Below are 6,514 nucleotides of genomic sequence, written 5' to 3' on the forward strand. Positions count from 1 at the left end.
ACTCCGTGTAAATATTATGACAACATGGTGGAGTATAAAATGTTTGGCAAAATATCCTATCCCCAAATTTGGGTATTTTAAGATAATAGGCCTAAACGAAATGCTTTTGATACCGCTTCGGTAATATTAACGCAGCTCATTTTAGTTCGGATGGATTTGGCATGGGTATTCACTGTTTCGCTTGATAGATGAAGATATTCGGATATTTTTTTAATCGTCATTCCTTTGGAAATTAAGCTTAAACATTGTAATTCTCTTGGAGTGAGCTGTGCCAGGGTTTTTTTGACTGCTTTGCGCATGATTACATTTTTTCTAAACTCACTATCGTTGAATATAGCTAACCATTTTTGGTTGGGTATGGCTGTTACTATTTCTGGCAGCATCGCATCAAAAAAAAGGCATATAAACTGTTCAAAATTATCGCGTACTTGATAGTAGAGTTTTTTGGGATCCTCTACTTTTTCAGAATGGTAGGCTTCGATAATAAAATCACATTCTTCACATTGCCTCACCATAGCAAAAGTGGTGCTTAGACTGTAACGTGATTCGAGTATTTGAATAATAGGAATTTGCATCGCATCATATTTTATATCGCGCTGGATAAAAAATTCTTTCCCATTATAAAGAGTGCGATCATGATCAACGTCTCCACGATATAAACCTTCGGTTCGATAAGGGATTGCCCATAGGTAAAGATTAGAAATATAATATCGTTGACCACCATGAAAAAATATTGAAATAGAAAAATTAGGAATTTCTTTGGGGCAGTTAAGCTTTTCAATTAGGTAATCAATTTTTGCACGGAATCGAATAGAATCAGACAGTTCATTGTAGTCATTTAAGTTAACACAAATAGTTCCATCTTCATTGACGCTATGCATTGATACATCCCTAACATCGATACTACTTACAACCAATCAACCAATATTTTGTTAATTTTGTCTGGTTGTTCTAACATGGCCATATGACCACATTCTTCAATATAAATTAATTCCGAACGCTTGATGTTTTTCGCCATATGCTCCGATCGTTCAATAGGCATAACGTGATCTTGCTCGCTCGCAATTAATAGTGTTGGGCATTCAATTGATGATAATAATGATGAATGATCTGGTTTATTGAGAATAGCATTCAATTGATTTTTATAATTCTCAACCCCTACTTCCTGAGCCATTTCTTGTGCCACGGGTAATAGAACGTTGTGCTTTTCTTTATCATAAATTGAGTTTTTAAAGATAAGCTTGATTAAGAAATCAAACTTCCCTTTGTTCATTAAATCGAGAGAACGCTCGCGTTCTAATTGTCCCTTTTCTGACACTAATTTTGCAGCGGAATTAATTAGGATGAGTTTTTCAATTTTATTGGGGATATGACGATATAACTCGAGGGCAACATAGCCCCCCATCGAAAAACCAATTAAAGTAAATTTTTTAGGGGCGATTGAGGTAAAGCGATGAGCCATTTCCACAATAGAATCGCTATTGAGCACATCAACATAATGAAGTCGCCTGCTTCTCTGAAAAAATATCTCTTGCTGATACCAAAGCTTAGGGGTTGCCAATGCTCCGGGAATGAGTACTATATCCTTCATAGTTATGATCACATTATTTACAACCGTTATTAAGATATCCTATGGTGGCAATAATTCAAGCAAAATCTGAGTATTTGAGTCAAATTTATACAATAATTCTGGAGCTGGCAAAATATGAGAACATTCTGGATAAAATTAAAATAACCGAATCACAGCTTGGTGAACTTCTTTTTTGTAATCAGCCTAACCATTTCATTGGTGTTGCTTTGGTGGAAGAAAAAATTTGTGGTTTAGTGATGTTCAATTACACTCAAAATAATATTTGTGTCAATGTAACGCAGGGGATTTATATTGAGAATTTATATGTTTCTCCTCCATATCGGCGTCAAGGGATTGGGTGTGCTTTATTCAAGTATGTTGCGTGTAAAGCAGCAGCTCATAACTGTTCAAGAATAGAGTGGTGGGTATCTCGAAATAATCGAGAAGCCAGGCATTTTTATAAAAAAATTGGTGGGGTCGCTTTATTAGACTGGCAAATTTTTAAATGTGACCAAATTGGTATTAATAACTTGATGAGCATAGGAGTTGCTAATGAACATATCCTCTTCGAGTAAAGCATTATTCGCTGGAGTTTCTGGCACGGCATTACAATGGTATGACTTTGCACTTTTTGGATATTTCGCTCCAATTATTGCAGCAACTTATTTTCCTAATGACAATCAATTTGCTTCGCTTTTAAGTGCTTTTGGAGTATTTGCTGTTGGTTATTTATTAGCGCCAATAGGTTCACTTTTTTTTGGCTATATTGGTGATCAGTTCGGCAGGAAGCGTGCTTTAACTCTTAGTATTTTAGCAATGGCGATCCCTACAGCTATGATCAGTATTGTTCCTTCTTACCAATATATTGGAATTACAGCGCCTCTTCTTATTACTTTGTTGAGGATAATTCAAGGTTTTGTCGCAAGTAGCGAATTTACTGGATCCGCTATTTTTCTTGTTGAGCATGCTAAGACTGAGAAAAAAGCATTGTATGGTTGTTTAACCAGTTCGGCTTACAGCACTGGTTTGATACTAGCAGGCTTAGCTGCTTCATTCTTTACGGCCTCATTTATGCCAGACTGGGGATGGCGAATCGGTTTTGGATTGGCTTTGATTGCTGGCATTTTGATTTTTTATTTACGAACCCATGTTGCTGAAACACCTGAATATGAAAATATTGTTCAACATGATAAACGACGCCTGCCATTTCTAGCTGCGCTAAAAGAAGCGCCTTTGGCAGTAGTTGGTATTATAGGGATAGCATGGTTAGTCAGTATAATGACTTTTGGAACCTATGTATTTACAGCCACATACCTGCATAGCTATTTTCATATTTCACTTGGTTTAGCTACATTAATTATCACCATAGCTTTAGCAGTTGATGCCACACTTGAACCATTTATTGCTTTGTTAGCAGGCAGAATAGGGTTATTAAAAGTAATTCGATTGGGTATGGTTGCTATGTTACTTTTAAGTATTCCCATTTTTTTCCTACTTGCCACTGGGAATGTTGTTTTGATTGCACTAGGATTAGTTTTCATGTCTATTTTGATTGCCATTACTTATGCGCCACTCAACGCATATATGGTTTCTCTATTTCCTCATCAATATCGTTATAGTGGGTTTGGGGTCGCTTTTAATGTAGGTATTTCATTGTTTGGTGGTACAACACCTGTAGTGATGATGTGGTTGGTGAATACAACAAGTAATTTTATTTCGCCAGCCTGGTATTATATGTTTGGGGCAATCGTAGGATTAGGTTCCATAATGATTTGTGAACAAGGTCGAAGAAAATTGATGCGTTTGGAATCTGCTTTAGCTTATTAAAAATGAGGTGTTTGTGATGTTGTTTAGTTCCGCTTTATCAAAACATAGACTTACTTTTACACGATTAAGTGATTGTATGGAGTATATTCCCCTCGCAGCCAAATGGGCTGAAGATGAATGGGGATATATACGAAACAAAGGAGTTGAATATCGCGAGGGCGTGATGCATACGCTGAGGCGTGATCTCTACATTGGTACTTATGCAGGACAGCCTGTAGCGATGTTTGCTCTATTAGAGCATGAATTTCCTAACTCGCGTGGATTAAGTGCACGTGAACTAATGTATGTTTATGTAGATAAAAATTATCGAGGACTAGGATTTGGTAAACAGATTATTGAAGAAGCAAAACGATTAGCCACAGCGGTAGGTTCGGATTTGATTTTGCTAGATACGCTAAAGCCTAGTTTAAATCGATTATATGAAAAACATGGTGCGAAAGTGGTTTGTGAGGGTAGTTTGTTCTCTCATCCAACCGACGTGTTAAGTATATCAATTTAATAATTTTTAGGAATTTATAAGTGGCCAAAGAATTAAAAGGAAATAATCAGTCAGATTTTGCTAAAGTGCATCAAATGATTACTGAGGCTAAATCCAGGGTTTGGCAACAAGTCAATAAGACTCTTATTCAGTTGTATTGGTCTATCGGACAGTATGTATCTAATAAGATAACACATGATGGTTGGGGCAAGGGTATTGTAGAAGAGCTAGCGGACTATATATCAATAGAGCTACCAACAATTAAGGGGTTTTCAGCGCGTAATATATGGAGAATGAAGCAATTTTATGAGACTTATCATGAGAATACAGAACTGTCGGCAGTGCTGACAGAAATTACGTGGACAAATCATTTGCACATTTTGTCTAAAACAAAGTCTATGGAAGAAAAAGAGTTTTATCTGCGTTTAGCTGCCAAACATCATTACTCTGAGCGCGATTTCTCAAGGTTAATAAACGTCGGAACATTTGAAAGAACAGTGCTTGCCGATCAAAAACTGTCAGCAGTGCTGACAGAATTACCTGATAGCAAGGGGAGGTTTAAAGACAGTTATGTTTTTGAGTTTTTAAATTTACCTGATGATCACAAAGAAAAAGATTTAAGACGAGCCTTGGTCGCAAACCTAAAAAAATTTCTACTTGAACTTGGTCCAGATTTTAGTTTGATGGGAGAGGAATACCCTTTGCAAGTAGGAATGAAAGATTTTCGTGTGGATTTATTGCTTTTTCATCGCGCGCTTAACTGTATGATTGCAATAGAATTAAAGTGCATCGAATTTAGTCCTTCGCATTTAGGACAATTACAATTTTATTTAGAAGTATTGGATAAAAACATAAAAAAAGCACATGAAAATCCAACGATTGGTATATTAATTTGCAAAACGAAGGATGAGGAGGTTGTTCAATATGCGATGAATAGACATGCTTCTCCAACGTTAATTGCAGAGTATGAAACCAAATTAATTAGTAAAGCTGTATTGCAAAATAAGTTACACGAGTTTGCATTACAGTGGGACAATGATGAATAGCAGGTGTTCTAAATAAATTATTTTTCAAAAAATTAAAGAAAAACAATTGAACCAAAAAACACGATATGTTTAAATAAAACAACAAATCGTGTTTTTTGGTTTTTAATATGTCTACTATCGCTTTACTACCTCGACTTATTCGTTTGAAAGATGTCCCCAAGTATATTGGCATGGACAGAAATCGATTTAATACTTTCGTAAGACCTAATCTTATAGAAATTCCTATAGGCAAACAAGGCGTAGCGTTTGATCGACTTGACCTGGATGCTTGGGTAGATCAATATAAGCAGTGTAGTGGGCGTCCAGGCGGCAAAGAGCAAAGGAGTACAAAGCCATGGGACGTAAACAAACAACAGGACTATTTAAAAGAGGCCAAGTTTGGCATATCGAAAAGCAAGTCCTTGGACATCGCATTCGAGAAAGCACTGGCACAAAGTCGCTCCAGGAAGCGGAGCAATACTTAGCCAGGCGGATCGAAGAGATTAGACAGGCAACGATTTATGGAGTAAGGCCAAAACGCAGTTTTAAAGAAGCTGCGGTGCGATTTTTAAATGAAAATCAACATAAGGCCAGCATTGATACCGATGCAATACTCCTAAAGTCTATTTGCCCGTTTATTGGTGATTTGACCTTGGAGCAAGTACATATAGGAACGTTGCAATCATTTATAAAAGCAAAACAGGAAGCGAAACTTAAAACGAAATCAATTAATAATACACTAGAGTTAGTTCGGCATATTTTAAACGTTGCAGCAACTGAGTGGATTGATGAGAATAGTTTAACGTGGCTTCTGGTTGCTCCTAAGATTAAATTATTGCCAGTTAAAGATGCACGAGCACCATTTCCTTTATCTTGGTCAGAGCAATCAAGGTTCTTAGAAGCGTTGCCAGTTCATTTAAATCAAATGGCACGTTTTAAAGTTAATACAGGATGCCGAGAGCAAGAAGTATGTCAATTACGTTGGGAATGGGAAAAACGTGTTCCAAGTTTAAATACGAGCGTTTTCATTATCCCTAGCCATATTAATAGGGATGGTGAATTAAGACAACTGGTAAAAAATGGGGAAGATCGACTGGTTATCCTTAATGATGAAGCTAAAGCAGTCATTGAGGAGGTTAGAGGTATTCATTCTGAGTTTGTGTTTTCTTACAATGGAAAGCCAATTACACGCATGAACAACACTGCTTGGCGAAATGCGCGTAAAAAAGCAAATCTCAGTGATCTGAGAGTTCATGATTTAAAACATACTTTTGGAAGAAGACTTCGAGCAGCCGGTGTAAGTTATGAGGATAGACAGGATCTGTTGGGGCATCGTTCTGGCAGGATTACTACTCATTATTCTCAGGCTGAGTTGAGCAATTTATTGGAGGCTGCAAATTTAAGGCTCTACACCAATTAAGGGGGCACTTTAATCGAGTTAGTATAAACTAAGTCCTTGATTTAGCGATCAAAAGGAGATTAAAGTGCCGAAGTACAATCTTATCCTAAATTTACCTGGATTTTCCATAGTAAAAGTGAGCGGATATCAACCATTAATATTAGATGTAAGCTATAACCGATTAGCCCGTTGTAGTCATTGTCAAAGTAAGAGCG

The 6,514-nt window shown here is 36.8% G+C and carries 7 protein-coding genes and 1 pseudogene; 6 read left to right on the plus strand and 2 right to left on the minus strand.

What is annotated here, in order from left to right; all coding sequences use genetic code 11:
• Nucleotides 1-77 precede the first annotated feature (77 nt).
• Nucleotides 78-881 carry a helix-turn-helix transcriptional regulator gene (locus E1O52_RS12220; protein ID WP_016356951.1) on the minus strand — a complete coding sequence of 268 codons (804 nt, stop codon included), beginning with the start codon at nt 879-881 and terminating at the stop codon, nt 78-80.
• Between the two features lie 26 nt (nt 882-907).
• Nucleotides 908-1,591: an alpha/beta fold hydrolase gene (locus E1O52_RS12225; RefSeq protein ID WP_016356950.1), complete on the minus strand. Its 684-nt coding sequence runs from the start codon at nt 1,589-1,591 to the stop codon at nt 908-910.
• A 41-nt stretch (nt 1,592-1,632) separates the two neighbouring features.
• On the opposite strand from E1O52_RS12225, the gene E1O52_RS12230 reads away from it, so the two are divergent.
• The 6 genes and pseudogenes from E1O52_RS12230 to E1O52_RS13500 all read left to right on the plus strand — a co-directional run.
• On the plus strand, nt 1,633-2,145 hold the full coding sequence (locus tag E1O52_RS12230) for a GNAT family N-acetyltransferase (protein ID WP_014326939.1): 513 nt from the start codon (nt 1,633-1,635) through the stop codon (nt 2,143-2,145).
• Complete coding sequence (locus E1O52_RS12235) at nt 2,123-3,397, plus strand: MFS transporter (protein WP_016356949.1); 1,275 nt, start codon at nt 2,123-2,125, stop codon at nt 3,395-3,397. Before E1O52_RS12230 ends, E1O52_RS12235 begins: the two co-directional genes overlap by 23 nt.
• A gap of 13 nt (nt 3,398-3,410) precedes the next feature.
• Nucleotides 3,411-3,896, plus strand: a complete 486-nt coding sequence (locus E1O52_RS12240; protein WP_027220144.1) for a GNAT family N-acetyltransferase — start codon at nt 3,411-3,413, stop codon at nt 3,894-3,896.
• Nucleotides 3,897-3,916: 20 nt separating this feature from the next.
• Nucleotides 3,917-4,921 (plus strand): PDDEXK nuclease domain-containing protein, encoded by a 1,005-nt coding sequence (locus tag E1O52_RS12245; RefSeq protein ID WP_014326936.1) that lies wholly within the window; start codon nt 3,917-3,919, stop codon nt 4,919-4,921.
• 334 nt (nt 4,922-5,255) lie between these two features.
• Nucleotides 5,256-6,320, plus strand: a complete 1,065-nt coding sequence (locus E1O52_RS12255) for a tyrosine-type recombinase/integrase (RefSeq protein WP_133128951.1) — start codon at nt 5,256-5,258, stop codon at nt 6,318-6,320.
• A gap of 64 nt (nt 6,321-6,384) precedes the next feature.
• Nucleotides 6,385-6,514: pseudogene (locus tag E1O52_RS13500) on the plus strand (ISL3 family transposase); the annotation flags it as partial.

The sequence above is a fragment of the Legionella nagasakiensis genome (assembly GCF_900639915.1).
GTDB classification, from domain to species: Bacteria; Pseudomonadota; Gammaproteobacteria; order Legionellales; family Legionellaceae; genus Legionella_A; species Legionella_A nagasakiensis.